The 26,607-nt window shown below is 47.3% G+C and carries 17 protein-coding genes; 11 read left to right on the forward strand and 6 right to left on the reverse strand.

Going from position 1 to position 26,607, the window contains the following annotated elements; genetic code table 11:
• The first annotated feature begins 187 nt into the window (after nucleotides 1-187).
• From RJ47_RS03660 to RJ47_RS03670, 3 genes are all read left to right on the forward strand, one after another.
• Nucleotides 188-598, forward strand: a complete 411-nt coding sequence (locus RJ47_RS03660; protein ID WP_038188122.1) for a hypothetical protein — start codon at nucleotides 188-190, stop codon at nucleotides 596-598.
• A gap of 2 nt (nucleotides 599-600) precedes the next feature.
• Nucleotides 601-1,305 carry a hypothetical protein gene (locus RJ47_RS03665; protein ID WP_038212742.1) on the forward strand — a complete coding sequence of 235 codons (705 nt, stop codon included), beginning with the start codon at nucleotides 601-603 and terminating at the stop codon, nucleotides 1,303-1,305.
• 149 nt (nucleotides 1,306-1,454) lie between these two features.
• Nucleotides 1,455-2,255 carry a Cof-type HAD-IIB family hydrolase gene (locus tag RJ47_RS03670; protein ID WP_038135373.1) on the forward strand — a complete coding sequence of 267 codons (801 nt, stop codon included), beginning with the start codon at nucleotides 1,455-1,457 and terminating at the stop codon, nucleotides 2,253-2,255.
• Between the two features lie 75 nt (nucleotides 2,256-2,330).
• Here the strand turns inward: RJ47_RS03670 and RJ47_RS03675 are convergent, their stop codons facing one another.
• The 4 genes from RJ47_RS03675 to RJ47_RS03690 form a co-directional block, all read right to left on the reverse strand.
• On the reverse strand, nucleotides 2,331-2,759 hold the full coding sequence (locus RJ47_RS03675; RefSeq protein WP_039481477.1) for a VOC family protein: 429 nt from the start codon (nucleotides 2,757-2,759) through the stop codon (nucleotides 2,331-2,333).
• Nucleotides 2,760-2,890: 131 nt separating this feature from the next.
• Nucleotides 2,891-5,071 carry a 1,4-alpha-glucan branching protein GlgB gene (glgB, locus tag RJ47_RS03680; protein ID WP_039481479.1) on the reverse strand — a complete coding sequence of 727 codons (2,181 nt, stop codon included), beginning with the start codon at nucleotides 5,069-5,071 and terminating at the stop codon, nucleotides 2,891-2,893.
• Nucleotides 5,072-5,337: 266 nt separating this feature from the next.
• Entirely contained in the window at nucleotides 5,338-7,518 is a 2,181-nt protein-coding gene (malQ, locus tag RJ47_RS03685; RefSeq protein WP_005469296.1) for a 4-alpha-glucanotransferase, read from the reverse strand.
• 98 nt (nucleotides 7,519-7,616) lie between these two features.
• A complete protein-coding gene (locus RJ47_RS03690; RefSeq protein WP_039481482.1) occupies nucleotides 7,617-10,070 on the reverse strand; it encodes a glycogen/starch/alpha-glucan phosphorylase in 2,454 nt (817 codons plus the stop codon).
• Between the two features lie 551 nt (nucleotides 10,071-10,621).
• On the opposite strand from RJ47_RS03690, the gene malT reads away from it, so the two are divergent.
• Nucleotides 10,622-13,330 (forward strand): HTH-type transcriptional regulator MalT, encoded by a 2,709-nt coding sequence (gene malT / locus RJ47_RS03695; protein WP_038135386.1) that lies wholly within the window; start codon nucleotides 10,622-10,624, stop codon nucleotides 13,328-13,330.
• A 62-nt stretch (nucleotides 13,331-13,392) separates the two neighbouring features.
• Here the strand turns inward: malT and RJ47_RS03700 are convergent, their stop codons facing one another.
• Complete coding sequence (locus tag RJ47_RS03700; RefSeq protein WP_039481485.1) at nucleotides 13,393-15,942, reverse strand: hypothetical protein; 2,550 nt, start codon at nucleotides 15,940-15,942, stop codon at nucleotides 13,393-13,395.
• Nucleotides 15,943-16,312: 370 nt separating this feature from the next.
• Between RJ47_RS03700 and RJ47_RS03705 the strand changes: the two genes are divergently transcribed.
• Nucleotides 16,313-19,192 carry an alkaline phosphatase family protein gene (locus tag RJ47_RS03705; RefSeq protein ID WP_039481488.1) on the forward strand — a complete coding sequence of 960 codons (2,880 nt, stop codon included), beginning with the start codon at nucleotides 16,313-16,315 and terminating at the stop codon, nucleotides 19,190-19,192.
• A gap of 39 nt (nucleotides 19,193-19,231) precedes the next feature.
• Here RJ47_RS03705 and RJ47_RS03710 read toward each other — a convergent pair whose 3' ends face one another.
• Nucleotides 19,232-19,588: a YibL family ribosome-associated protein gene (locus tag RJ47_RS03710; protein WP_038135393.1), complete on the reverse strand. Its 357-nt coding sequence runs from the start codon at nucleotides 19,586-19,588 to the stop codon at nucleotides 19,232-19,234.
• A gap of 211 nt (nucleotides 19,589-19,799) precedes the next feature.
• Here RJ47_RS03710 and RJ47_RS03715 point away from each other — a divergent pair, with 211 nt between their 5' ends.
• From RJ47_RS03715 to RJ47_RS03740, 6 genes are all read left to right on the forward strand, one after another.
• Nucleotides 19,800-20,573: a DUF4344 domain-containing metallopeptidase gene (locus RJ47_RS03715; protein WP_039481491.1), complete on the forward strand. Its 774-nt coding sequence runs from the start codon at nucleotides 19,800-19,802 to the stop codon at nucleotides 20,571-20,573.
• Between the two features lie 295 nt (nucleotides 20,574-20,868).
• On the forward strand, nucleotides 20,869-21,753 hold the full coding sequence (locus RJ47_RS03720; protein WP_039481493.1) for a Fe(3+) dicitrate ABC transporter substrate-binding protein: 885 nt from the start codon (nucleotides 20,869-20,871) through the stop codon (nucleotides 21,751-21,753).
• On the forward strand, nucleotides 21,753-22,790 hold the full coding sequence (locus tag RJ47_RS03725) for a FecCD family ABC transporter permease (protein ID WP_039481496.1): 1,038 nt from the start codon (nucleotides 21,753-21,755) through the stop codon (nucleotides 22,788-22,790). The genes RJ47_RS03720 and RJ47_RS03725 overlap by 1 nt, the downstream gene beginning before the upstream one ends.
• Nucleotides 22,783-23,760, forward strand: a complete 978-nt coding sequence (locus RJ47_RS03730) for a FecCD family ABC transporter permease (protein ID WP_039481499.1) — start codon at nucleotides 22,783-22,785, stop codon at nucleotides 23,758-23,760. The genes RJ47_RS03725 and RJ47_RS03730 overlap by 8 nt, the downstream gene beginning before the upstream one ends.
• A 5-nt stretch (nucleotides 23,761-23,765) precedes the next feature.
• Complete coding sequence (locus tag RJ47_RS03735; protein WP_039481501.1) at nucleotides 23,766-24,575, forward strand: ABC transporter ATP-binding protein; 810 nt, start codon at nucleotides 23,766-23,768, stop codon at nucleotides 24,573-24,575.
• Between the two features lie 342 nt (nucleotides 24,576-24,917).
• A complete protein-coding gene (locus RJ47_RS03740; RefSeq protein WP_038188090.1) occupies nucleotides 24,918-26,579 on the forward strand; it encodes a methyl-accepting chemotaxis protein in 1,662 nt (553 codons plus the stop codon).
• The last annotated feature ends 28 nt before the right edge of the window (nucleotides 26,580-26,607 follow it).

The following is a 26,607-nucleotide window of genomic DNA, read 5'->3' on the forward strand; positions in this document are numbered from 1 at the left end:
CGGCTGTCTTTAATCACCCACCTCAGTCACTAAGCAACAAAGCCCCAAAGAGGGCTTTTTTGCTCCCTCACCAACGTCGAATAATACGTAAGATTTGCAAGCTAGGGGTAAGATTTGTAAGTAAAAGAAGCGGTTAGAGAATTCGGCTCTTATTATTGATGAAATTTTAGAAACCGTTGATGTAACAATGAAAAAACTCGCTTTACTCCTATTTCTGTCAATGCCCGCCGCAGCACAAACTAACCTTTACTTAGGCGTTGATAGCCTGTTAAGCGGCTCAAAGGGATCTGTTCAATATGGATTTCAGTTTGCAAACTCTAACGGTGATCGTTTCGGTTATGAGTTGGTGTATACCAAGTATGAGTCAGAATATTCTTACGGATTGAACGTGAAACCGTCCTTCCCACTAGTAAACAACTTCTTTGTCACTCCGATAGCGGGTTATCATAAATTTAGCAACGATAGATACAGCCCTGTCTATGGCATAGAACTGTCTCATCACTTTAACTTTTTCGAAATTCGTACGGGGGTTAAAAAGAATGATTCTGGTATCGATGACAACGTTAACTACTACGTTGGTGGAGCCATTAGATATTAATCATGAAAACAATTTTCTTTGCCACTCTTATTTCATTTTCTGCTATCGCGGACACCATCTCGGTTCAAAATGAATCGATCACGATTAACCTTCGCTTCAATGAGTTCCAAGGTTTAGATAAACAACGATATGTTGATGCGGCCAAAGAGTGGCTTGAGGTAGTCAAGTCCGTTGAGGGAAGAGAGCATCATACATTAGACATTGATGTTGTGGTGACAGATACGATCGAATCCGATGGCCTAGCCCTAGTAGAAGAGTCAGTGCCGATCAGCGGTCTAGAAATTCCAACATACGGCGTTATTTGGATGCACGCTAATACTCATCAACCCAATTTTGAGGTCGCGAGTTACAAAGGCACCATCTTGCATGAGATTGGCCACATTTTGGGGATTGGCTCCACCACAGACCCATTTATCGTGGATCACATCGATGAGATCAATGGCTCTGGCTTTTGTAAAGACAACAGCGTAGCACTGGCCACCTACAACCGACTCTACAACACCCAGTTTACGTGTTTACCCTTCTCGACCAATGGGCACTTATACGATGACATTCAATCTGAGGATGAACCTAGAGGGAACCATGTTCCACCTATGACTCAGGAAGTGATGGCAAACGGTAATGATATACGACCAATCACCCTAGCGGTGTTGGACGATATTGGTTACCAGGTGGATTACACACAGATCGATATGACACGAAAATAGTGCCAACTGATTTAAAACCCCTTTCCATGCCTTGTCACTTTCGATAAGGCATTTTTACTTTGATTGAACTAAATCATTTGAGCATTCCATAAAGTCAGGTAACTTACTGTCTGAAGTCCAATCAACAGTGTCCTCTGACTCTCTATACTATGTCACAACTCGATATTAAATTTGTCGCCGCCGATATGGATGGCACCCTGCTCGATGAAAACAGCCAACTCAATCCTGATTTCTTCGATATTTACCAACAACTTGAGAACAAAGGGATCCTATTCGCTGCCGCTTCGGGTCGCCAATACTACAGCTTGATCGACACCTTTGCGCCAGTAAAAGATAACATGCTGTTTGTCGCCGAAAATGGCACCTTAGTCATGCACCAAGGGCAAGAGCTCTACAGCTGCGAAATCGACAAACCCTCGATAAAAAGCATCATCCAGTTAGCTCGTAGCATTGAAGGCGCTCATATCGTGTTGTGCGGCAAAAAGTCTGCGTATATCGAAACAAAGGACTCAGCGGCAATCGAAGAGTTCGCCAAATACTACCACCGCTGTGAGTATGTTACCGATCTACTTAGCGTCGAAGACGACTTCATTAAGGTGGCCATCTGTCATTTTGGCGGCTCAGAAGAGCTGGTTTATCCAGCGTTTCATCAAGCCTTTGGTAAGACGCACCAAGTGGTGGTCAGCGCCAAGATTTGGCTTGATGTGATGAATGCCAAGGCGTCCAAAGGGGCTGCCATTGAGCATTTACAGCAATCACTTGGGTTTACTTATGAGCAAACCATGAGTTTTGGTGATTACCTCAATGATCTGGAGATGCTAAAAGTCAGTTATCACTCCTACGCCATGGAAAACGCCCACCCCGTGGTAAAAGAAACGGCTCGCTTTTCTGCACCGAGCAATGCAGAGGCAGGCGTATTCACGATCATCAAGGAACAACTGCTCGACTAGGCTTGGTAGAGTTCCAAGGGTAAGCCGTCTGGGTCTTTAAAAAAGGTAAACGGCTTACCCGTAAACTCATCGGTTCTACTCAATCACCAATGATCCATCGGCATTGAACTCCCAGCAATCACCGTACGCGACCTCCCACAGATAACCATCTGGATCAGAGAAATAACCACTGTACCCACCCCAAAACACATCTTGCGCCTCTTTTTCCAAGGTTGCGCCCGCTTGAACAGCAAGCGCGAGGACTTGATCGACTTCCTCCCTCGAACGCGTGTTATGCGCAAGAGTCACACCACTGAAACCATTTCGCGTAACCGCCTTATCAGCAGACACATCTTCTGCGAGTGCCGCGAGTGGGTATAAGGCAAGGCAGACCCCACCAGTTTTGAAAAATATGATGCCATCTTCCGGCGTTCTTGAGGAAGGGAAGCCAAGTTGGCGGTAAAACTGATACGAACACTCTAAATCTTCCACGCCCAATGTGATGATGCTGATTCTCGGTTCCATCTGATTCTCCTTGTCTAAGTCTGGTTATCATAGCGGTGAGAAACATAGGTGTCTGTTAACCAGCAGCAAAGAGACAAAAAAGGCCTGACATTTTGTCAGGCCTTTAGACAACTATGCGTTGCTAGAGAGGGTTAGGTTAGTTTGTAAAACACGGTCGCTAACGGTGGTAGACGAAGCGATAATGATTGAGCCAAACCTTCACTTTCAGTTTCATCGGATTCGACCTGTGCCAATACCTCAAAACCACTTCCGCAATACTCTGAAGAATCGGTATTAAGCAGAAGCTCATAACGACCCGCATTTGGTACACCAACTCTGAATGATTCATGTGGGACCGGGGTAAAGTTCGTGATAACGAGAATGCGTTCGCCGCTTTCACTGATTCGCTCATGGGCCAAAATCGATGCATCAGCGGCATCTTGCAGGCGCCATTCAAAGCCTGATGGCTCGCAATCAAGCTCATGCATCGCTTTCTCTTCACGATAAAGCTTATTGAGATCTCGAGTCAGTGCTTGGACACCTTGATGGCGTTCAAACTCAAGCAAGAACCATTGCAGTTGATCATCATGATTCCATTCTGCCGTTTGGCCAATCTCCGCGCCCATAAAGTTCAGCTTCTTGCCCGGCTGCGCGTACATGTACCCTAAGTAAGCTCGTAAGTTTGCTGTTTGCTGCCACTCATCACCCGGCATCTTGTTGTGAATGGAACCTTTGCCGTACACCACTTCATCATGGGAGAGCGAAAGCACGTAGTTTTCGCTGTGTGCGTAAACCAATGGGAAGGTAATCGTGTTGTGATGGTACTTACGGTGAACTGGATCTTCTTGAATGTATGACAGCGAGTCGTGCATCCAACCCATGTTCCACTTGAACCCAAAACCAAGTCCGCCCATAAAGGTTGGCGCAGAAACGCCAGGGAAAGCGGTCGATTCTTCTGCAATCGTCATCGCATTTGGGAAATACTTATAAACTTCTTCGTTCATCCACTTCAAGGTCGCAATGGCATCGTAGTTCTCGTTGCCGCCGTCGACATTTGGAATCCATTGGTCATGGCTGCGCGAGTAATCCAAGTACAGCATAGAAGCCACGGCATCCACGCGAATACCGTCAATATGGAACTGTTCGAACCAATAGAGCGCGTTGGAGACAAGGAAACGACGAACATGCTCACGACCTAAATCGTAAATGTATGAGTTCCAATCTTGATGCCAACCACGTCGAGGGTCTGGATCATGGAACAACGGCGTGCCGTCAAAATTCGCTAAGCCGTGGTCATCGGATGGGAAGTGTGCTGGCACCCAGTCAAGTACAACACCCAATCCCGCTTGGTGGCACTGGTCGACAAAGTACTTAAAATCATCTGGTGAACCATAACGGCTGGTCGGCGCGAACAAGCCTACAGGTTGGTAGCCCCAAGATCCGTAAAATGGGTGCTCCGAAACTGGCATAAGCTCAACATGGGTGTAGCCCATATCCACCAAGTAAGGAATCAACTCATCGGCTAGCTCGCGATAATTGAGAAAATCGCCGTTGTCGTCCCTTTTCCATGAACCGACATGCAACTCATAAAACGAGAGGGCTTCTTTGCGTTTCTCTGTGACAGGGCGGGTTTGCCACTTTTCATCTTGCCACGCGTAACGAGAGTGGTCATAGGTTAACGATGCAAACGACGGGAATTGCTCAGAGTGTGCGCCCCAAGGATCGGCTTTATGCGGTAGCCCCTCACCATTAGGTCCTTTCAACTCGAACTTGTATTGGGTCCCTTCAGGCAGGTTAGGCACAAACAAACCCCAAATACCGTAATCTAAACGCTGCATTGGCGTGCGGCGCCCATCCCACTGGTTAAAATCCCCAACTAAGCTACATGCGCTAGCATGAGGTGCGTAAACCAAGAAACGCGTACCGCTGATCTGCTTACCGTCACGTTCAAGGGTAATGAACTGCGCGCCCATGTGCTTGTACATCTCTTTTGGCGTATGCAGGTCATCGTATTCAGCGTAAATGTTGTGATACTGATAAGGGTCGTCGACGATTTGCTCTGTCTCTCCCCACTGCACTGCAAGTTGGTAGTGGGTGAAATGTAAGTCACGCTTGTCCGCAAGAATAAAGCCTGACGCATCTTCGCGCGTCAATTCAATCGGGTCTTCGCCATCAATCAACAACGAGACCGAGTCTGCGCCGGGCATCCATACTCGGATAGCGCCGTCGTCAGCATCAAGGTATGGACCAAGGAATGAAAATGGGTCAACAAACGTTGCATGAGAAAGCTGGTTATACGCTTGCGTTTTTTTGTCCAGAATAGCCGTTTTCAAATGTATCTCTCCCTAACCGAACTTTCATGTATCGACTTGGCACTGTGAATGGGTGAATTCTGTCCCTATCCCTCACCGTTGGGGCACGGTATTAGCAAGCAAAAAGAAACCATCACATAGGCTAAGTTGATATTATTGTTCTAATTTATAAAAAAGCCCGCCATATGATTGCGGGCTTAAAATAGCGTTCTGAAAGTGTACTGAATTACGCTTTTACATAGAGTGACTAAGTCGATATTTTTCTATGTAAAAGGTGAAAGCAGCGACTATTTGCTTACCTTAGCACGAACTTCTGTCAGCTTGTGAGCAATACGGTTCACGCCTTCCTGCGCAAACACTTCATCTAGGTTCATCGACAACTTACGACGCCAGTTTGGATACTCGTCGACCGTACCTGGAATGTTAACAGGTTGATCCATTTCCAACCAATCTTCTAACTGAACACTCAGCAAGGTTGAAGCGCCCGCAGCCACATGCAGCTGCAACGCTTCGGCTAAATATGAATCCATCGGAACGTACTGAGCGTCACGGCCCACGCCTTCTGGTAGGTAACCGTGCCATGCTACAGAATCTAGAATGCCTTGCTTACATTCTAAGCGGCCTTCAAACAAGCCTTTGAGCTGTTCTTCGTCAGGGTACAAGCCAAGCTCTTGACCCATTTTAAGGTCATCGCAGTGCCAGAAGCCTCTCAATGTCGGCATATCGTGAGTACATAGCGCAGACATAGATTGCTCAGCGTAATGCGCCGGAGAGATAAAGCCACCGTCATCTTCCGACGTTTCGAAGAAGAACACCTTGTAGGAGTGAACGCCCGCATCACGAAGAATTTCAACGATTTCATCCGGCACGGTTCCTAAATCTTCACCAATCACACTACATTGGTGACGGTGCGATTCAAGCGCCAAGATTGCCAGCATGTCTTCAACTGGGTAGTAGATGTACGCGCCTTTGGTCGCGTTTTCACCTTTTGGAATCCACCATAGACGCAGCAAACCAAGTACGTGGTCAATGCGAAGTGCACCACAGTGTTTCATGTTGGCACGCAGAAGCTGGATGTACGCATCGTAGCTTGTCGCTTTCAATACTTGAGGGTTAAGTGGTGGTAAGCCCCAGTTTTGACCCAATGGACCTAAGATATCTGGTGGCGCGCCGATGCTGGCATCAAGGATCAAGTTGCCATTATCCGCCCACGTTTCCGCGCCAGAGTCCGCCACGCCAACCGCTAGGTCACGATACAGCCCCACAGACATGCCTTTCTCTTCAGCCAGTGCTTGCGCTTCTTTGATTTGAGAGTCTGCAACCCACTGCAAGTACATGTAAAGATGCACTTTATCTTGGTTCTGGGTAATAAACTTCTGTACTGCGGCATTGTCAAATTGACGCAGTTCTTCAGGGAATACAGGCCAGCCCCAAACGTTGTTATCTTCAGCATGCAACGTCGCATGCAGCGCATCAAATGCCGCTTGGTGGACTAGGCTGTCGCCACCTTGTTCAACAAAGGCCAAGAATGCTTGAGCGCGCTCGCTGTTTTTGTCGAGGTGACGTTTCTTAAACTCATTGAACAACAGTGGCAGCACACTCATTTTCAGTTCTGACACTTCGGTGTAGTTGACCCAGTGAGAGTCACGCGCTTTTTGTAGGCGTTGCTGGAACTCCGCACTACCCACCATTTGCTGCGCTTCAATGCTCAACGAAAACTCAGGCACTGAGCTCACGTCGATGTATAGGATGTTTAACCAACGACGAGAAGACGGGCTATATGGGCTCGCCCCTTCTGGGTTGGCAGGAAAGAGTGAGTGAATTGGGTTTAAACCAACAAAATCACCACCGCGAGAGGCGATATCCGCAACCAGCTGTTTTAGGTCGCCAAAGTCACCCATCCCCCAGTTGTGCTGAGTGCGAAGTGTATAAAGTTGGACACTTGGGCCCCACATTTTTTTGCCGTTTTCGATGTCTGCTTGCTTGAAACACGCTTTTGGCGTCACGATCAGCGTCATCTCGTATGGCGACTTGCGACGCTTACGTGTCACGGTCAATTTGTGGTAACCCCAAGGCAAATCACTTGGTAGTGCAAACACTAAAGGGCCACCCTCTTTGCGCTCATCACGCACGATCTGAGACTGAAGATAGCCTTCAAGTACCTCTCCTTGCTCAGTCGCCAGCTGCCAGCTAAACTCGCTTTCTCGGGCACTTGCACCCAAGTTCAATGCCACCTCTACAGGCTCGCCATCACGAATTACTAATACTGGTTCAAGCACATCTTTCTTATGCTTTTTCTCTGCCGATTGTAGAAGAGTTTCATCATTGGTTACGTCGTAGCCTAAAGACGCAAGTAAGTGACGGATCGTTTCGTCCTCAACTTTTGCTTCATCTCCCCACGCGCTTACGTAGCTGTCGGCAATTCTTGCCATTTCAGCGACTTGTTTTAATGCGTTTTGTTCTTTCATCGCTCTCTCCGAAGGACTGCGTATACCTTCAAAATGTAGGGTATTTAATAGATTAAAAGAGTGAGCCAAGACCCGAAGGTCTTGGCTTTATGAGTAAATTAGCGTTTTACTGACTCTAATTTCCAAATGTTGTTCACATAGTCTCGAATTGAGCGGTCTGATGTGAACTTGCCAACCAAGGCGGTGTTGAGAATGGCTTTCTTCGCCCAACCTGCTTGGTCTTGGTATTGTTTGCCCATCTCTTCGTGCGCTTGAACGTACGATGCAAAGTCAGCCAAACATAGGTATGGGTCTCCACCATCAAGCAGGCTATCGAATGTTGCTCGTAGCAAGCCAGGTTGACCTGGAGTGAACTCATCACCCGTTAGCAAATCAAGCGACGCTTTCAGTAGTGGATCCGCGTGGTAGTAGTCGTAAGGGTTGTAGCCTTGTGCTTTCAGCGCTTGTACACCCTCAACGTCTAGACCGAAGATGTAGATGTTTTCTTCGCCAACTTCTTCACGAATCTCTACGTTCGCACCATCCATCGTACCAATCGTTAGCGCACCGTTTAGTGCCATCTTCATGTTACCGGTACCTGATGCTTCTTTACCCGCTAACGAGATTTGTTGAGAAACATCTGCCGCTGGGATGATGATCTCTGCCATGCTCACGCGGTAGTCAGGAATGAAGACCACTTTTAGCTTGTTGCCAATACGTGGGTCGTTGTTGATCTTCTCAGCAACCTTGTTGACCGCAAAAATGATCTCTTTCGCTAGGTGGTAACCCGGCGCAGCTTTCGCAGCAAAGAAACACACACGTGGCGTACATTCAAAGCTAGGATCATTGATGATGCGGTGGTAAAGCGACAAGATGTGTAGCAAGTCTAGGTGTTGACGCTTGTACTCGTGCAGACGTTTAATTTGAACGTCGAAGATCGCGTTAGTATCAAGCTCGATGCCCATGTTTTCTTGAACCCAATCCGCCAAGCGCTGTTTGTTTTGCTTCTTAACGGCCATAAATGCTTTTTGGAATTTCGCATCCGTCGCGTATTGAGCAATGCCTTCAAGTAGCTCTAGTTTTGCAGGCCATTCTGTGCCGATTTTCTCTGAGATGAGGTTAGACAAACCTGGGTTACAGAACTTCAACCAACGACGTGGTGTAATACCATTAGTTACGTTTGTCAGTTTACCTGGGAAGATCTCATTGAACTCAGGGAACAGGTCTTTTTTAACCAGTTGTGAGTGCAGCGCCGCCACGCCATTCACCTTGTATGAGCCAATCACACATAGGTTTGCCATGCGAACCATGCGGTTGAAACCTTCTTGGATGATAGAAAGCTTCGCTTGCTTCTCACCATCACCAGGCCACATCTTACGAACTTCTTGTAGGAAGCGGTGGTTGATTTCAAAGATGATTTCCATATGACGTGGAAGTAGACGTTGAATCAACGACTCTGGCCATGTCTCTAATGCTTCTGGTAATAGCGTGTGGTTGGTGTACGCAAAAGTATTCGCGCTGATTTCCCACGCTTTATCCCAAGACAGACCTTTCTCATCGACAAGGATGCGCATCAATTCAGGAATCGCAATCGTTGGGTGCGTATCGTTTAGCTGAATCGTTTCTTGCTTTGGAAGATCCGCGAGTGCAAAACCTGCCGCTTCATGACGACGTAGAATGTCGCGTACTGATGCTGCTGAGTGGAAGTACTGCTGCATTAGACGCAGAGTTTTGCCTTTCTCGTGGTTGTCGTTCGGGTACAGAACTTTGGTAATGTTACCTGCATCGATAAGTGAGTGCTGCGCTTCAAAGTAATCACCGTTGTTAAAGCTCGCAAGTGAGAATGGAGCAATCGCCTGACATTCCCAAAGACGCAGTGGGTACACCGTGTCTGATTCGTAGCCCACGATTGGTAAGTCCCAAGGCATCGCTTTTACTGTCATGCCTGGTACCCATTTACGAACTTCTTTGCCATTCACATATTCAACGTCAACGTGACCGTAGAAACCAATCTCTTGTGCCAATTCTGGACGAGCCACTTCCCAAGGGTAGCCTTCAACACCACGCCATGCGTCTGGCGCTTCTTTTTGACGGCCTTCTTCGAAAGATTGCTTAAACAAACCGTACTCGTAGTGCAGACCGTAGCCCACAGTTGGGAATTCTTGAGCCGCACATGAATCCATGAAACACGCCGCAAGACGACCTAAACCACCATTACCTAGCGAAGGGTCACGCTCTTCTTCAAGTAGGTCCGTCAGGTTTTGGCCTAGCTCAGCCATCGCTTCAGTGATTTGCTCGTAAAGGCCCATGCTGATGAGGTTGTTACCCGTCAAGCGGCCAATGAGGAATTCAAGTGATAGGTAGTTAACGCTTTTTGCGTTTTGGATTTTAGGATCTTGTTCCGTTTTTAGCAGATCGAGTGTCGTTATCTCTGCTAACGCCTTACCCATTGCTAGGTACCATTCACGTGACGTTGCTGTCTCTTCGGTCTTTGCATACGTTGCTGAAAGGTGCATTTTCACGTCATGTTGGAAAGTCGCTTTATCAAAGCTTGTCTGTTGCGTAGGTTTCATTAGAGAAATCTCACTTATTGGTTCTAATTCATCTGAGGCATATCGTGCATGGGCACGGCTAGCAAAACATCCTCCTCCAAAACGGCTTATTAGGAGGAGGGCTCAGGGCGTAGAGGGAGGACACCTCAAAGCAGAGTGATCTGACTCTCAGTTCACTATTCCTGAGCGCAGACCCTGGTGATTGAGATCACACCATCAACGAATTAACCCTACATCCTGTTTATGAAACTTGTTGGTTCAGAAAAACAACCAATTGATGAATATGTATACTTGATCACATTAAGTTTTCATCTGTTACTCAGTTTTCATCATTTTCGGTGCAACAAAGGATAGAAGTCGCACTCACAACCCGCAACAAAGGTGACAAGAGTCACAATTTAGGGGCGTAGATAACAACAAAGTGTGAATTACACAAAAATCTCGTGGTTGATCAATAACTGTGGGGTTCGTTCTCAAGTAACATCGCTGTCAACAAGGCCTATTGGCTATTTATTCACCACCCCTAGCAGAGTGAATAACAACAATTAGGGGTATTGAGCAGGGAAAAGAAGATGTGGATTCCTTCTAAGTTAACCCGACCGGGTCGATTACATAATGCTATCGTTCGTCCGCGAGTTTTAGATTTGTTGCAACAAGCCCCTTGCTACAAACTGGTCCTTTTCCGCTCTCCGGCGGGGTATGGCAAAACCACGATGGCGGCTCAATGGCTATCGGACAAAGTTAACGTCGGTTGGTACAGCATAGACGAAAGTGACAACGACTCTTTCCGTTTTATGAACTACCTATTGCAAGCATTGAACAAAGCAACCAACAACGCTTGCCCTAACGCGCAAAAACTCGCCGAGAAACGCCAGTTCTCCTCTCTTCATTCTCTGTTTGGCGAAGTCTTCTCTGAAATGTCGGCGTTCCATCAAGAGTGCTACCTCGTGCTCGATGATTATCACCTGATCAGTGATGAAGAAATCCACGAAGCCATGCGTTTCTTCCTTAAGCACATGCCAGACAACCTAACGCTTGTCGTCACGAGTCGCGCCGCGCCTCCATTGGGCACCGCAAACTTGCGCGTTCGTGACTTGATGATTGAAATTGGCAACGAGTTGTTAGCGTTTGATACCGAAGAGACCACAAGATTCTTTAATCAGCGTGTGGCTGATGGCATTGATGACATTACCGCAAACAACCTACGAGCGTACGTTGAGGGGTGGCCTTCCGCATTGCAACTTATCGCGTTGCAAGCGCAGCATCAGCATAAAACCTTAGCCCAGTCCGCCGAGTCATTTTCTGAATTTAATCATGCTCATCTTTGGGATTACCTTGTCGAAGAGGTGTTTGATTTACTGGATGCAGAAACTCGCTTATTCCTACTCCAGTGTTCTATCCTTGATCACTTCAATGATGAGTTGGTGTCTGCCCTTACCCAGCGTGATGATGCGCTGAGCATGATTGAATCGTTAAACCGCTTTGGTCTGTTCATTCATCCACTGGAAGGCGAACAAAACTGGTATCGCTTCCACAATCTGTTTGCGGAGTTCTTAACGCACGAACGCTCTGCGCGTATTCCCCAGCAGGAAACCGAGCTACACCAAACCGCAGCGAAAGCGTGGCTGAAGCTCTCTTCTCCCCATCAAGCGCTTTACCATGCGCAAAAAGCACAAAATAGCCAGTTAATTGCCGACATCTTGCTGCAATATGGGTGGAAAATGTTTAATGGCGGCGAACTGCAAAGTGTCGAAAAAGCCATTGAGACGCTCAGCCCTGAGCAACTCTACAGCGAACCGAAACTGTGCATGCTTCAGGCTTGGTTAGCGCAAAGCCAGCACAGATACAACGATGTCGGCGATTTGCTCTCTAAAGCCGATGCGCAAATGAAAGCCTTTAACGTGGTCTTAAGCACCAAAGAGCAAGGCGAGTTCAACGCACTACGTGCCCAAGTTGCAATTAACCAGAATGAGCCTGAAAAAGCCCTTGAGCTAGCGGAATTGTCACTGAGCCAACTCGACAGTACCGTCTACCGTAGTCGTATCGTTGCGACCTCTGTTGTGGGCGAAGTTAACCACGTATTAGGCCACTTGAGCCGTGCACTGCCAATGATGCAACAAACCGAAAAGCTGGCAAGACAATACCAAGTCTACCACCAAGCCTTATGGGCCATGCTGCAACAAAGCGAAATCTTGATCGCTCAAGGTTACGTTCAAGCCGCGTACGAAGTACAAGACAATGCCTTCAAACTGATAGAAGAGCAGCAGTTGCAGCAAGTGCCCCTGCATGAGTTTTTGCTTCGTGTTCGAGCGCAAATCCTCTGGTGCTGGAACCGATTAGATGAAGCGGAAGAGTGCGCATACAAAGGGCTTGATATCCTAGGGAATCACAGTCCAAGTAAGCACTTACATAGCTACTCAATGTTGGCGCGTATTGCCATTGGCCGAGGGGAACTCGACAAAGCGGGTAAGTTCATTGACCAAATTGTGCATCTGCAGAAACAGTCAACCTACCACGTTGATTGGACAGCGAACGCCTCACTGTCATTGATTTTATTCTGGCAAGCGCGCGGCGATCTGGAGGCTATTCGTCAATGGTTGGACACCACCGTCAAGCCAGAGCAAGCGTGTAACCACTTTACTCAACTGCAATGGCGTAACATTGCCCGCGCGCAGATTGCACTGGAAGAGTTCGAGCAAGCGGAGCAAACCTTAGCGTTCTTGCAGGAACAAGCAAACAATAACGAATTGCTTACCGACACCAACCGCAACTTGATTGTGGAGGCGGTTCTGGCTATTTCTCTCAAGGACGAAGAGAAAGCCCGAGATCGACTTAAGCAGGCGTTGGCGCTCACCAATCAGACGGGTATGTTGGGCAACTTCTTGGTTGATGGCGCGAAGATTGGCCATATTCTGGAGAAACTCAATAACAAGAATGAACTTGGGGACCTAGAACGTCACAGAGCTCAGCAACTGCTGAAGGACATTTCCACCACTCAGCGTAGCCGCTCGGTACATTTCGATGAAGAGTTCGTCGAGAAGTTGGTTAATCACCCAAACATCCCTGAACTTGTTCGTACTAGCCCACTCACACAGCGAGAGTGGCAAGTGCTGGGTCTGATTTACTCAGGGTTTAGCAATGAACAAATCGCCCAAGAGTTGGATGTTGCAGGGACAACCATTAAAACTCACATTCGCAACTTGTACCAAAAGCTTAATATCGCCAACCGCAAAGAAGCCATCAAAACCGCTGAAAACTTGCTTCAATTGATGGGCTATTAGCTCAAATAGAAACAAAAAGCGCAGCGATACCGCTGCGCTTTTCTCACCCATAAAAGAAGAAGTTAATCATCGATCTCTGGCAAACTCGCCACTTCAATGTCTAACTGTGCACCCCATGATGGGTCATCACGCTCTTGCTTCACAACACCACGATTGTTTAGCCAAACAACGTTCTTGTCTGTCACAGGGTTAGCAGCGCCAGCTCCCCAATGGGTGTAACTGACCATATGACAAACATCAAACTCACCCGCCGCCACTTCAATCGAACGTTTGCCTAAGAACTGTTGAGTATAGGTAAAGTATTCCGATTGAAGCTGCTCAACCAAGGTACCTTCCGCTGCCTCAGTCACTTGAGTTAAGCTCGCGACTGCTGCGTCTTCATGCTCAACCGTTTTGCCCAACAGCAGTTCAGACTTCGCGACAGGGGTTGGTAGAACCACTTTGACATTACCCCAGCTGTTGCCACTTTCATCACGACCAATTTGACCGTAGTAATGATCTTGGTCTTCATACTGCGCTTCCACAAACACCACGCTATTGGCTTCATCATAGCCTTTCACTCGTGTTTGAGTTAGCGCTCCAGACGCATACTGCGCAGGTAAATCAGTGACATTGGAATCTGCAAGCCAAGAGAAGTTATCTCCCATATGCTCTAAGTGATACGTCCAATGCTGAGTATGACCCACCCAAGACATATTACGCGTTACATTTTGAACCCAAGTATCGCCTACTTGTTTTTCATAGTCGGCATCAGACAATGAGTCTAGACAAGCTTGAAGAGTGAAAGGTTGGTAACTCGAGACAATAAATTCAGCAGCGGTTGAACCAAATAGATACTCATCCCCTTCTGCCTCATCACCATCGACATACCAAGTCACGCGCACGAAATCGTTATAAACAGCGAGGTAAAGCTTGTTATCCTCTCTGTTGAAATCACTCCAAGTTAGGTCATCTTCGAACGCTTCAGGGAGCGTGATTTCACGCAAGGTCTGGCCTTTATGTTCGATATCTTGCCAACTTCCTTGCGCCGCAAACTTGGTCAAAGCTTCCTCACCTTGATAGGCGTAATAAACAACGTCACCCACCGTTGTTAGCTGCGCGTATAAAATACCGTGGCTCGTTCCAGCCAATGGGATCAAGTCGGCGGTATCATGTGTTCCACTGCGGTCAGAGTCATTCACCGCAATCGTTGATGCAAGCGTCTTCAACCATACGCCGCCGGCACTAATACCGTTACACATGTTTCCTAGAGCTTGGTAACGATCCGGATCGTACTTCTCACACCAATCTCCTTTGTTGAAACCGTAGTACCCCTCTTCAACCATGCTTGATTCAACTTTATAGGCCACACTATTGACTGGGAAAACGAGATCGCTATCAATGTGGTCAAGCCAATATTCAGAGTCATCCGCATCTTCTAGGATTTCACGCACATTCAAGTTGCTGATATTGACACGATCCGCGGAGATTTCCTGATCCAGTTCAGACAGCGCTGTTTTGACCAGTACGCTGCCATCTTCACGACTCACCACTTCAACAACCGTATCATCCGCTGCAACCCAACCTTCTGCGCTTAGGAGCATTTGACCATCATCAGAGCCCGGCTCTTGGTGATGTTGCTCGAAACCACCGGTTTGGTAGTCGTAGAAGAATTGAAGCTCTTCCACTTCAGATTCTTTGTTCACGCGGATGGCGCCAAACTCCAACTCAGGTGGAGCGTAGTCCTCTGCGTAGCTGTCAAACCAAACTAAACCGTCCGATTTTAGAACCTTAAGCAGGTCAACATCTTCACTGTTTTTAACCGCATCAAGCTCATCAAGTTTGTCTTTCAAGTTTTCTTGAGCAAGGTCTAACGGGAGTTCCTCAAGAATCTTGTCAATGTCGATGTCATCTTCTGCATTCCCGATATGAGACAACACGTCATCGACCACCTGCATCACTTGCTCGATGATCAGCTCCTTAAGCTCATCATCTTCAATGCCGGCCTTTGAAGCATCCAAAGAGTCGGTCGCGTTGGCCATCACCGATGCCGCAACTTGTGCAACCTTGTGAAGAGACATGTACGCTTCGCGTTCCTCTTGAGTCATGGTGCTCGAAGCCTTTGCCGCAACATAGTCTTGTTCTAGGTCGACTTTGCCACCTAAGCTACCAAGTTGTCCTTTCACGACCGCTTTTGCATCTTCTAAGCTCTTGCCCTTTTCCACTTCATTTTGAACCAGTGTCGTCAACGGGCTAACAAATTCTGAGCCCGGAGGCGCGGTAAGTGTGTAGGCTTTAGTGAGAGGAGTGTCTGGGTTGTCTTGGTCAATGGTTTGACCTGGTATCACTTCAATCACAACCACGCCATTTTGGCGCTGCTGAGCGGTCAGATTTGTTAGAGTGAACTCGCCATTTTCATCGGTCACCGCTGATGGCTCATCCGCATCACATGCCTTGTTCGCATTCAGATCCAGACACGCTATCGCGCCCTCTAGATAACCATCTGCCGCCCTTGCGGTAAAGGAAGATGTTGCCGGTGCGGTCGGGTCCGGATCCGAGCTTCCACCTCCGCCGCCACAAGCAGTTAAGCCGATTGCCACAGCCATCGCTAATACGGTACGTTGTGTGTTCATATCATTTCTCCGTTGAGTGAACTAATTCTTATAGCGCAGAGATATATAACCAACACTTAATATAATCATTCAGTTACATTACAAGCGCGAATATGTCGCAAACATAGCAACTCAACCTAGGTCGAAATAATACCGATATCGAATTTCATGATAAGGGGAGCAAGAACCCATCAAGAACAGATATGAATTGCGGCGCACATCTAAACTTTGATGTCCGTTGACAATAATTTTCACAACGCTCACTGAAAATAACGACCAACTCCCGCTAATTGGCATTTCACTGCATATCACCAAATTCACCCCTGATATTGCACTCTCTCTCAAAGCTGCCAAAATGCACATTGGTCACGGTGTAATAGGATTAAATTCAATGGGTTGGTTTCGCTCTAATAAGCTCAATCTCGCTGTTTGTGCAGCACTGGTTCTCCCGGCAACAGGTCATGCCGAAGTGGGTCAAACCCCTCTAATCGGAGGGTTGTTTAACTCATCTGAGGTACTGAAAAACCAGATCGCTGACTCACTCTCTTATTCGACGCGCTTTGCCCGAGACATGACTCTGTTTACGGTTGGCGGATTGACGCTCGAAGCCTACCTGCTCACTCTGCCACTTGACGCCAAAACCAAAGCCAAAGTGATGGCTCAGCTTGCCAATCCAAACTACGCCATTCCTTTGGGTTATTTTCTCTATCAGTTTTATGACCGTTATACTGGCATCGGCAACGAAGATACGTTTAAGCAATATTTGAAAACCGTCTACGACGATGAGGTACTGACCGGATTTGAGCACTCACTGTTTACGCTTAGTGAGCAAAGCGCCCAGCCGGAAAAAGAGCACCACAAAGACCAAGCACACCGAGAAGGCTTAAAAGTCGATCGCCACTTTATGGCGTCAATGGTGACGGTCTATGATGCGTTGGTTCAGGTTGGCGAATGGCAAGACCTCGACCGCCTACCAGACACCTATACCTATTTATCCAACCGCCCAGAAGACTTAGCGCTGGTTGCCAAAATTCAACCCATTGTCGTCGGTATCTTGAATCAAGTTGGTCAGGGTATGGATGAGGGCGACATGAAGAACGCCATTTTGGCCATTGCTCAAGATGGTTTGCCACAGTATGTCGACAAAACCAACAACAAAGCGCAAGCGATTACCATTAGTTTGATCGATTTTGTGCGACTCAATGTGCTTAAAGCATATCGACAGTTTGTGTTTCAAGATGAAAGGCAGCACAAGCTGAACAACTGGCTGCAAACCAACTTTGATGACAACCCAGAGTCGGTGATTGCTTTCTTAGAATCGCAGCAGAATCGACGCTTTGCCGTTCAGATCACGGTCGACGGGTTACAACAAGGTTTGATGGAAGGCTTAGTCGCCCCTGAGAAACCTTTCATCAAGCACGCGTATCAACAGCATCTTACACTCACCGCCAAGCAGCCTGCTTTTGCTCAATCCACGCCAGATCATGTCCAAAGCGTTCGATTCTTAGAGATCTTATCTGAGCAAACCTACAAAGATCCGCACTACCTGCCGTTCTTCAAACGCCTTTACCGAGACCATTCTGATTCCATCGCTCAGGTTGGCATCTCTTCTACGCCAACCATCAGTGTGCGTAATCTACCCATCATTAAAACGGGCGCAAAGGTCTCTGGAAAAGAAGGGACTGGTATTCCCAATTTCCACTTTGTTGACCGAGAGCAGGACCGCGCCTACTACTTCTTTGGCAACGATGCGCTGCAACTCGATAAGTTAATGCACGTCAACAAGGTTCAAACCATGTTTGATCGTCTTGTACACCTTAAAACTCTTAACTGTAACGCGCAGTACGATTGGAACGCGCACACTAGCTATGATGGATTAGTCAACCTAGGTGCAGGCGAAGCGTTGAGGGACTTTGGCGAAAAACGCTGCCTAAGAGAACTAGACGAGCGCTCTGTGGTTGAGGCTGAGTTAACCAAAAAACGTCAATCTCTGATCGATAACATCCAAGGCTATCAAGACATCCCAGTGTGGGACTTCTACACCCGCTTAACGCGCAAATGGAAAATTGAACAGGATTTGGAAGACTACACCAAACTTGATGGCAAAGGGATGCCCGATTTCACCTTAATCTATAACCCTTGGCCGGATCACTTTGCCCATTTTGTTGGCCCGTTTAGTGATGAAATCATCATGCCAAGCGGTGAGCTAAATAGACTCGATTACTGGATTACCTCAGTTGAGCAAGCCTATAAGCGCGCTGGGGTGTATCACAACACCTTATTCGGCATGGCAGGCGATCATGGTTTAGCGCCGGTCTATCATGCGCTTAACCCTGAAAAAGCCATTTTCCCACCGCTGGAGAAACAGCTCGGCTACCCGCTAATCATCCGCAAAATTTCATCGGACGAAGGGGAAGGTCCTAAGATCACCAATGCGCTTAGCTATCCAAGTAACAAGAACATCGATGTGGTTGTCGCCTCGACAGCTGGCGGTAATTTCATGATGGATATGTTTAACTCGCAGCAAGGTTGGCATGTACAACCCGTCTACCATGAGTTGACACAGTGGGCGCCTGTCAATGCGCCACAAGGTGAAACCGTTGATATTATTCAACGCTCACTGGATTACTTGGGCACAAGTTTAGACTACCTCGTGGTGCGAGAGTCTCAGTGCAGTGAACAGTCTTGCCACATTCGTTTGGTATCGACTCGAGAGGGTCAACGCGTTGATGAGGAAATCATCCGCAAAGGAGACAGGTTCTTCTATCGTGGGCTCAACGACAAACCTCGCTTATTGCAAACCCAAATATTGAACCCATACCTACCAGCGCCGACGGATGCCGCCATGTCACGATTTGGTCAGTTGGTCGACAAATGCCTCTACCAAGCCGAGGTCAGCAATCCGAACTCTTGGTGTAACGCGGAAGAATGGAAGTCACTGACTCGCTTCACGCCTCGCCCAGACTCTGTCGTCGAGCTGGCTCAGTTATATGCAGAAGATAGAGCAGGCACCATTAACTTGTTCCCAGCAGAAGGCGTCGGTTACAACACCAAGGTGCCCGGGCGACATGCAGGTGAAAACTATTTAGAGAAAGACGCATTTATCGGTTTTTGGGGCGAGCCCATTGGCAAAAACGTTACGCCATTGCAGAGTGAGGCGAATGGTTCGCTGGCGCCAACACTGTATCAGTACCTAACGGGAGAAGAGGTGGTCGTAAACGAGAACGGCTGGGGCTATCCATCCTTACTGAACAAGCTAGACATCCAATAAGCAAAAAGCGCCGTGAAGGCGCTTTTTTTATGAATCTGATTAAAATGGTTTAGGTGCGTAACCTGTCATCACTTTCAGGTGAAGCTCTTTGCCTAATTTTGTCATTGGGTGAACCACAACCAACCCTTTTACTGACTTTTTGAGTTTACCCATATCAGCCTGCTCTGCTTTAGTGATTTCGCGCGAAAATGGCATGTCCAACAAGCTCTTACGCTCCTTGTTCATATCATATTGCTGCTTGTGTTTAACCGAGCTCGCTTTCTTGGTCAGCTTTTCAATCTCATCAGTAAACTTAGAAATCATTTCCTGATCACCACGACCTTTCGCTGCATCCAGCTTACGTTGACACGCGTCTAGACGGTTATGAAGGTTTTGCAGTTCTTTCTTTAGGCTCATGGTATATATCTCACTGTGACAGAAAAGGGCGGCGAGTGTAGCACAAGCTGCCCCACCACCCTAACAATTATCTAAGCGACTTGCCTTAATCGCCCGAGGACCATTCAGTTCACCAACCGTATCAATGTTGAGTATCGGAGTAAGCGAAAAGCCCATTTTTATGTCAGTATAAAGTAAAGCTATCGATTGATTAGAATAATAAGGATTTTTTATGCTTTCTCGTTCTCTGCTGCTTGTTGGCACATTGCTTAGCGCACAGGCGGTCGTAGCCAGCGACAATATCACCATTCGTTACCTTGAGCCACTTGATGCAAAAGAAGCACAGGCACTCAAAGAGATTCAGCAAAGCGGCGTCAACGACACAATGCTCGCCTTATCCGAACGCTTGATGTCGTTTAACAAGCCGCTTGTTATTGAGTATGGCAGTGATGAAGGGCCACTCTACGATCCGCAAAAGCATGTCGTTCAAATGCCTTACACCTTCTATCAAGAGGCATGGAGCTACTTCAAAAAGAACAAATACGATGAAAAGTATGGTAAGTCTGCCGAGCTTGGTGCAATCGACACCATACTACATACCCTCATTCACGAAGCTGGGCACGCCTATATCGCGGATCAAAACATTCCCATTCTCGGAAAAGAAGAAGATGCTGTAGACAACTTAGCCGCTCTGCTGATGATTGATTATGTCGACAACGGAGACGATGCCGCGATCAGTGCCGCCGACATGTTTGCTTTTGAATCGGGAGATAAACCCGACTATTACGAATTTGGCGAATACATTGACGAGCACAGTTTTGACTTGCAGCGTTACTTCTCTACTTTGTGTCTGGTGTATGGCAGCGATCCAGAAAAACACAAACAACTTTTGGATGAAGTCGAAAAAGATTACCTAACGGAGCGCAAAGACTTTTGCATCTATCAATATCAAACCATTAGCCAGAACTGGCACCACTACTTAAAGCAGGCGGATTCAAAAGAATAGATTAAAATCGTCGTAGAAAGTCTCATGCATTTCCAGACGATGTGCATGCCTTTCTTCGACGGCTACTTTTAAACTTTGGCTCTCATCCAACGACTCCAGCCCATTGTTAAAGGAGGGTAGATTTAGCTCTTACCCATTTTCGCTTCCTACGTTCGCCATTCCATTTCAGACAGTTTCATATTACCGTGATTTCCATCACTTAAACTCAAATACAACTAATATTTATTATCATTAGCATTTTTATGAGTTTGTTTTCTTGTGATAATCCACACGTATACAAAACGGATGGAATACTATGTTTAATAAATCAATCGCATTGCTAGCCACTTTATGTTTAGCGTTTAGCGCTAATGCCAAAATAACGGTTCAAGATGAACTTGGTGAACTGGTTTTAGAATCGGTACCAAAAAGAGTTGTTGCCCTAGAATTTTCTTTTGTTGATGCCCTAGCTAACTTAGACGTTAAACCCATTGGCGTCGCCGATGATGGTGATAAAACACGAGTAATAGAGCCGATTCGCGCTCGAATTGGTGACGATTGGACATCACTTGGTAAACGTTCTCAGCCGAGCTTAGAAGTGATTGCATCACTAAAACCGGATCTCATCATTGCTGACCGCGAACGTCACGAAGCTATTTACGAAGACCTCAAACGAATTGCACCGACTCTAATCCTCAAAAGCCGCGGGGAAACTTACGAGGATAACCTCAAGGCTGTCGTGAAAGTCGCAGCCGCATTTGATCGTGAAGATGAGATGAAACAGCTGGTTGCCGAGCACAGCGCTCGCATGGATGAATACGCCACAAAAATCAATTCTGACGCCTCAGTCCTTTTTGCCGTATCAAGTTCACGCGGCGTCACCATGCATACTCCTAAAGCCTACGCAGGTGGTGTCATTAATCGATTGGGCCTAAATTCCCCAGTGCCGGAAGAAACGGAAAAGGCTTATGTGCGTATCACCATGGAGCGCCTATTAAAAGCTAACCCTGACTACTTATTGGTTGGTGAGTATGGCGATGAAACAGCGATTGACGAGTTTAAGAAAAACGGTCTTTGGAAGGTGATGACAGCGGTCAAAAATGACAAATATGTTGAAACCGATCCACGTCTATGGTCTCTCAACCGTGGGATGATCGCCGCTGAAATCATGGCAGAGCAAGTCGTAAATCTGGTTCAGTGATGTCTCAATTAGCCCTCTCCGCGCCAGCGTCCCGCTGGCGTTTTTCTGTTTTCATCCCTGTCGTTTTAGGGCTACTCGTGCTCGGCTTTGGCTGGTCTTTGTTTGTTGGCTCCGATTTCGAAATGGGGTGGATTGACGTTTGGCATTGGTTAATCGGTGCAACGGGTAACGAAATCCATCAGCACATCATCAAGGAAGTGCGCCTACCGAGAGTGTTGTGCGCTGTTGGTGTGGGAGCCAGTCTGGCTGTCGCGGGTTTATTGATGCAGGCATTGACAAGAAACCCTATCGCTTCCCCCTCAGTTTTTGGTGTGAGTGCAGGCGCTTCCTTTGCGTTTGCTTTTGCCTCTACCGGACTTATCGGCTGGTTTTCCGCTCTACCGATATTGGTCGTCACCTTTATCGGCGCAACGATCGCGGGGCTTGCGGTCTTTTTCCTTGCAGGGTTGCACCAACATCAAGTCAATCCCGTGCGCGTTGTGCTCGCGGGCGTTGCTCTGAACTTCCTTTTCTTATCTCTTACTCGTGCCGCCGTTATTCTTGCCGACGAAAGCGCTTATGGGGTTATGCATTGGATAACAGGTACGATAGCGAATGTAGATTGGGGCCACGTACAGGTGCTCTATTGGAGTTTGCTTGTCGGTCTTGCCGCTGCACTGTACCTAAGCTACCAACTTAACCTGCTTGCCTTGGGTGAATCCATGATGAAAAACTTGGGTGGGAAGCTTGCCCTCGTACGCATCGGTACGAGTTTAACGCTCATTTTGCTAATCGCAGCGTCTGTGTCTGTAGCGGGGCCCATCGCTTTCATTGGTCTAGTCATTCCCCATCTTTCGCGCAGCTTAGTCGGGCATGATCTTCGCCTACTCGTGCCAGTCTGCGCTCTACTTGGTGCCAATTTATTGGTCTACGCAGACGCAATTACTCAACTACTAGCCCGAGGTTCAGAGAGTCCAGTCGGCATTCTGACTAACTTTATTGGCGCGAGTTTCTTCCTCCTACTGGCCAAAAAACAGGTTAAAAAGCAATATGCCTAACGCGATCAAAGTAACCTTGTCCCTTTTTGTTGTCTGGCTTCTATTTGCAATCTGGCATGTTGGAGCGGGCGCAGTACAAATATCAGCGACAGAGGTGGTCAATACACTGCTTGGCGATTCTAGTGATAATGAGTTCATTGTCATGGGTTACCGTCTACCCCGAATGTTAGTCGCAACACTCGTGGGTGCTTCGTTAGCTTTATCTGGATTGCTGGTACAAGGTATTGTCAGAAACCCTCTCGCGTCGCCCGATATTCTTGGCGTTACGACTGGAGCGAGTTTAGCGGTCGTAGCAGTGAATGCCATGTTTCCCGATGTATCCGCGACTCTGTTTCCCTTCATTGCTATGATGGGCGGTGGTATCGCAACGTTAGTACTATTTTCCCTCGCCAGGCACGTTCTCAACCATGCAGCCGCTCTCGCACTGATTGGGGTCGCTCTGGCGGCGCTATTTAGCGCAGGCGTCGATTTTCTTTTGCTTGCTTTCCCCTTGGAAATCAACGTTTCAATGATTTGGTTAACGGGGTCCGTTTGGGGGCGTAACTGGACGCACATTCCCTACCTTATCGGCTTCTTATTAGCATTGCTGCCTATCGCGGTTGTTCTTGCCTACAAGTTGGATTTGTTCGCATTAGGCGATGAAACAGCACAGGGGTTAGGTGTGAACATCGATAAAGTGAGACTCCTGACCTTGTGCGTTGCAATCACCCTGGCTTGTGTCGCGGTATCCGTTTGCGGCAACATCGGCTTTATTGGCCTAATTGCACCTCATGCGGCACGTTTTCTTCTGGGGAACCGGCACATAGCATTGATACCTGTATGCATGTTGATAGGCGGCAGCTTACTGTTAAGTGCCGATTTGTTTGCCCGAATTCTAATGCCCCCAACCGAGCTCCCTGCTGGTGTCATGACTGCCATGATCGGTGGTCCATACTTCATTTTCTTATTAAGCCGCTACAAACATTGGTAATCGATATGAACGCAATCAATATCCTAGATCTCACTGTACGTTATAGCGATAAGCTAGTGTTAGACCAAGTTAGCTGCGCATTTAAAAACAATCACCTAACCGCATTAATTGGTGCAAATGGCTGTGGAAAATCAACACTGCTCAAAACAATTAATGGCAATATTCGCGCTCAATCCGGCCAAATAACATTGGCTGATGGTCAAAACACATACCAAATAGACACCAAACTGTTAGCAAAAAGAATATCTATGCTGCCACAAACGCCCATTACCCCTGAAGGCGTAACGGTAAAACAGTTGGTCAGCTACGGACGTGCGCCGTACTTAAACTTTCTTGGTCAACTCAGTGATGACGACAAGGAACATGTCGACAAAGCGATGAAGCTCGCAGATATAAGTGACCTAGCTGATCGCTCAGTGTCCGCTCTATCCGGGGGCCAAAGACAACGCGCTTGGATAGCTATGGTGCTCGCACAAGACACTGAAACCATTTTGTTGGATGAGCCCACCACCTATTTGGATATGTCACACCAATATGAACTTTTAGACATTGCAAGAGACTTAGTAGACCGCTATGGAAAAACCGTCATCGTCGTGCTTCACGATCTAAATCAGGCATGTCGATATGCTGACCAACTCGTGATCGTGCATAAACAGACTATTTATGACCAAGGCTCACCAAAAAAAGTATTCACAGAGCAGATGCTTTCTGAAGTGTTTAATTTAGACGCCAGAGTGATTGAAGATCCGGAGAGCAAAACACCGATGACAATTCCTCGCGCTACACGCCAAACACCAACAGCGGCTCTTATCTAAACACTCTTACCCTATAAACCTTATGTGGGTGCGAAACCGCACCCTTTGTCATTTCCCACTCCACCTCGTAAACCAGCAAAAAAGCCACCGCTATACCGTCTCTAAGTGGCTGACAGGAAAGAGTAAATGTGACAGCGGTCAATGTTCCCGCTGACCTAGTACTAATGTCTAATAACTGATGCCTAATTAATCATCAAGAATCACAGATGACTGCCGATAAATTAGCTAATCTTATGCACGATAAACTTAAGATTGACTACTATTAAATCTATAACAACAACTACTTTAACAACACTTAACGACAATTACTGTGTTAAGGCATCACGGAATCAGGATGTTTGTATGAGTCTTACAATCAAAAGCCGCCTCTATATTTTAGCGCTTGTGCCACTGCTCGTTATTGCTTTGGGCATGCTCAGTTTTACGTACATCAAAACCAATGAACTGAACAACGAGCAAATCGAAATCACCCGCACCAACATGATGAACATGAAGAAGGCGGAATTAAGAAACTATCTGCAAATGGCAAAATCAGCCATTCAACCCTTCCTTGATAAAGGCGCTTCATTTGAAGAAGCGTACCCAACGCTGAAAACCCTAGAATACGGCAAAACAGGCTATGTATTCGGCTACGACTCCAAAGGGATTCGCCGAGTACAAGGGAAAAGCGAAGCAGGGATTGGTGACAATATGTGGAACCTGCAAGATAAGCAGGGGAACTACCTTATCCAAGACCTGATTCGCAATGCGAAAACGGGTGAGTTCACCACGTATTACTTTCCAAAGCCTGGTGAAACGGTAGCCCTGCCAAAGCTGAGTTACTCCATTTTTGTTCCAGAGTGGGATTTAATGCTTGGCACAGGCTTTTACACCGATGACATCGACGCGATCATTGCCGAGATGGAAGAAGCCACCAACAGCGCACTACAAACCACACTTTCCGCTATTATCGTTTTCTGTTTAGTTATCGCGATCATTGTTGGTATCTTCGCCGTTGCGGTTAACCGCACCATCATGAAACCGCTGGAGATGTTTGACGACTCAATCCGTTCGTTTGCTAGTGGTGATGCAGATCTAACGGCACGAATGGAAGATTTCAAAGCGCCTGAATTCGCCCAACTCAGCAAAAACTTCAACGCCTTTGTTTCCAGCCTGCAAAACATCATTCGTAGCGTGAGTGATGTGGGCCAACAAGTCGTGTCAGAAACAACCAACATGTCTCAACGTGCAGCCAAGGTAGATGAACTCGCATCAGGTCAACGTGAAGAAACAGAGCAAGTTGCTACAGCAATGACAGAGATGACCACCACGGCAACCGAGATTTCAAGCAACGCGAATCAAGCCGCTCAGTCAGCAAAAGAAGCGGACGATAATGCCAAAGACGCGCAAAATATTGTTAACTCTGCGGCGCAATCGGTGGAAGCGCTAGCGGAAGAAGTCTCGCAGGCTAGTGGGGTAATTTCTCGCTTAGAAGGCGATGTCCAAAACATTTCATCTTCTCTTGAGGTTATTCAAGATATTGCCGAACAAACCAACCTGTTAGCACTGAACGCAGCGATTGAGGCAGCACGAGCAGGGGAGCAAGGCCGAGGCTTTGCTGTCGTTGCCGATGAAGTCCGTAAACTGGCGAGCCGTACTCAAGACAGTACGGGTGAAATCCATAAAATGATCGAGCAATTAAAAGCCGCTTCTGACGACGCTGTAAAAGCCATGGAATCCAGCCAAAAACGTGGCGCGGGCACCGTTGAAGAAGCCAACGCAGCCGCTCGAGCATTGATTCAGATTCAAGAGTCGATTGGCACCATCATGGACATGAACTCCCTGATCGCAACGGCAACCGAAGAGCAAAGCCTAGTGGGTCAGGAGATTTCACAGCGCATCGTGGTGATTTCAGACCAAAGTGCACAGTCTGCTGAACTGGCGAACGAGAACCGTGCGGGCAGCCAAGAGCTCAACCACAGAGCCAACGAGCTATACGAATTGGTTGACCGATTTACAGTGTAATTTGAGCTTTATAAGACAAAGCCCGCGA

This window comes from Vibrio sinaloensis (assembly GCF_000808535.1).
In the GTDB taxonomy this organism is placed as follows: domain Bacteria; phylum Pseudomonadota; class Gammaproteobacteria; order Enterobacterales; family Vibrionaceae; genus Vibrio; species Vibrio sinaloensis_D.

Excerpts from the sequence above, each read along its gene's own strand:
- RJ47_RS03660 (WP_038188122.1), top strand. The coding sequence starts at position 188 with ATGAAAAAACTCGCTTTACTCCTATTTCTGTCAATGCCCGCCGCAGCA.
- RJ47_RS03665 (WP_038212742.1), top strand. The coding sequence starts at position 601 with ATGAAAACAATTTTCTTTGCCACTCTTATTTCATTTTCTGCTATCGCG.
- RJ47_RS03670 (WP_038135373.1), top strand. The coding sequence starts at position 1,455 with ATGTCACAACTCGATATTAAATTTGTCGCCGCCGATATGGATGGCACC.
- RJ47_RS03675 (WP_039481477.1), bottom strand. The coding sequence starts at position 2,759 with ATGGAACCGAGAATCAGCATCATCACATTGGGCGTGGAAGATTTAGAG.
- malQ (WP_005469296.1), bottom strand. The coding sequence starts at position 7,518 with ATGAAAGAACAAAACGCATTAAAACAAGTCGCTGAAATGGCAAGAATT.
- RJ47_RS03690 (WP_039481482.1), bottom strand. The coding sequence starts at position 10,070 with ATGAAACCTACGCAACAGACAAGCTTTGATAAAGCGACTTTCCAACAT.
- malT (WP_038135386.1), top strand. The coding sequence starts at position 10,622 with ATGTGGATTCCTTCTAAGTTAACCCGACCGGGTCGATTACATAATGCT.
- RJ47_RS03700 (WP_039481485.1), bottom strand. The coding sequence starts at position 15,942 with ATGAACACACAACGTACCGTATTAGCGATGGCTGTGGCAATCGGCTTA.
- RJ47_RS03705 (WP_039481488.1), top strand. The coding sequence starts at position 16,313 with ATGGGTTGGTTTCGCTCTAATAAGCTCAATCTCGCTGTTTGTGCAGCA.
- RJ47_RS03710 (WP_038135393.1), bottom strand. The coding sequence starts at position 19,588 with ATGAGCCTAAAGAAAGAACTGCAAAACCTTCATAACCGTCTAGACGCG.
- RJ47_RS03715 (WP_039481491.1), top strand. The coding sequence starts at position 19,800 with ATGCTTTCTCGTTCTCTGCTGCTTGTTGGCACATTGCTTAGCGCACAG.
- RJ47_RS03720 (WP_039481493.1), top strand. The coding sequence starts at position 20,869 with ATGTTTAATAAATCAATCGCATTGCTAGCCACTTTATGTTTAGCGTTT.
- RJ47_RS03725 (WP_039481496.1), top strand. The coding sequence starts at position 21,753 with ATGTCTCAATTAGCCCTCTCCGCGCCAGCGTCCCGCTGGCGTTTTTCT.
- RJ47_RS03730 (WP_039481499.1), top strand. The coding sequence starts at position 22,783 with ATGCCTAACGCGATCAAAGTAACCTTGTCCCTTTTTGTTGTCTGGCTT.
- RJ47_RS03735 (WP_039481501.1), top strand. The coding sequence starts at position 23,766 with ATGAACGCAATCAATATCCTAGATCTCACTGTACGTTATAGCGATAAG.
- RJ47_RS03740 (WP_038188090.1), top strand. The coding sequence starts at position 24,918 with ATGAGTCTTACAATCAAAAGCCGCCTCTATATTTTAGCGCTTGTGCCA.